The 1977-nt window shown below is 36.7% G+C and carries 2 protein-coding genes; both read right to left on the bottom strand.

The annotated features are described in order from the left end of the window. Positions 1–930 (bottom strand): DNA topoisomerase (locus tag HMPREF2801_RS07095; RefSeq protein WP_246829994.1); only part of this gene is annotated, 930 nt, incomplete at its 3' end. 98 nt (positions 931–1028) lie between these two features. Then, the coding region (locus tag HMPREF2801_RS07090) for a CD1107 family mobile element protein (RefSeq protein WP_148130087.1) at positions 1029–1977 on the bottom strand (949 nt) is incomplete at its 5' end.

Below are 1977 nucleotides of genomic sequence, written 5' to 3'. Positions count from 1 at the left end.
ATCTTCCGTTAAGCATCTGCTGTCTGTTCTTGGATAGGTAATCAGTTTTTTCTCGTATAGGCTCTGTGCATAATCAAGTGTTTGCTTGGCACTATATCCAAAATACTTATTGCACTCTCTTTGAAGTGTTGTAAGGTCAAAAGGCAAATCAGGCTTTGTTATCTTTTCCTTTTGAATAACATCGGTAATTCCTATCTTATCGCCAACTAAATTGATTAGCTGTTCAGCAGCAACCTCATCATCAATTCTCTCTGTTGATAGTGTAAAACCATTCATAGAAAGTTCGACTGTAAAATATTTTTCTTTCTTAAAATTTGCTATCTCATCATCTCTATTTACAATCATGGCAAGGGTAGGTGTTTGAACTCTTCCCACACTGTAATTTTGCTTGTATAGACACGAATAGAGTCTGCTTAAATTCATTCCCACAAGCCAATCTGCAATCGCCCTTGCTTGTGATGATTCGAATAGATTATCGTAAAAACTTCCGTCTTTCAGGTTATCAAAACCCTCTTTTATGGCACTATCTTCCATTGATGAAATCCAAAGGCGTTTCATCTTCTTTTTACAATTTGCCTGATTGTAGACAAGCCTGAAGATTGCTTCTCCCTCACGCCCTGCATCGCAAGCATTTATCACGATGTCTATGTCCTTATCGTCCATGAGCTTTTTAAGAATCGTAAATTGTTTCTTTGTGGACTTTGCAATCTCATACTTATATTCTTTTGGAATAATCGGTAAATCAGCCATATTCCACTTTGCGTACCTTTCATCGTAGCTTTCTGGATTTGCCATTTTAATTAAGTGTCCAACACACCAACTTACCTTGTATCCGTTTCCCTCATAGTATCCGTCTTTCTTTTTTGTAGCTCCAATCACTTTTGCAATAGAGATTGCAACACTTGGCTTTTCAGCAATTACAAGTTTCATCTATATTTTTCCTCCTGTTTTTCAATATAAAAGGGCGAAAGATTTTACTCTCTCGCCCTGTGTTTTGCACCAAATATGAGATAGTTTTGGGTGCAAATTTATTCCAAATCATCATCTTCCTTATCTTCTGTTTCTGCTTCATCTACTTCATTTTCGCTTTCTTCCGCTTCTGAAAAGAAATCATCATCTTCCTCCTCAAAGCCTTCAAGCTCCTTATCTTCCTTTTTCTTAACGACCTTAAAATAATATCCTGCACCTAATGCTCCTGCTACTACAAGAATGAGAATTAAGTAGGTTCCCATATTGCTGCTTTCTTCTTTTTTTACTGGCTTAGATTCTTCTTTTTCAGGTTCTTCCTTTGTAATTTCCTGTTTCGGAGCTTCTTTTTTCTCAACCATATTAAGAAGATCATCTTCAGATACTTCGGTTAGGAGCATGACATTTTCGCTATCCTCATCATGGTTAATGATTAAATGAAAAGTCTTACCATTTTTAGTTGTAAAGGTAACAAACTGTCTTGCATCCGCTGAATACATATCCGTTTCTCTCTTATCACCGCTATCTCCATGATGAATCGAATAATCCTTGTTCGCATTATCCTTATTTTCCGTAACAGTTCCTCGTGCCTTTGATGGAGCAGAAGCAACTCCTTTATTGGTATTTACATTCTTACTTGAACCATCTAATGAAGAATCCTGACTACCATTATTAGCGGGCTGTTTCGGTGTCAGCTTGTTGGGATAACGAATTTCCTTTTCTTTTTCATCGGTCTTACCAATATTTATGTCCTTTGTAATCTTTTCTGTACTATCCTGTGGAGATGAGCCTTTGCCTATATTATTTACAGGTGTTTGATTTGAAACACCTGAGCTTGTCTTACTTCCGGAAATGGGACTGATCGGTGTAATAGGGTTTGATGTTACAGGAGCTTTATTTGTTTCAGCAGCCTTTTTCTCAAGCTCCCTAATCTTTTCATTTAGTTTATCCATCTCCTTTTTCATATCTGCCGATAAGTCTTTATTTTCCTTTTCTTTTTTCATTTTCTCT

The organism is Peptoniphilus sp. HMSC062D09 (assembly GCF_001811425.1).
Taxonomy (GTDB): domain Bacteria; phylum Bacillota; class Clostridia; order Tissierellales; family Peptoniphilaceae; genus Peptoniphilus_A.
Note: the sequence above shows the minus strand (reverse complement) of the source record. Positions and strands in the feature narration are given on the sequence as shown.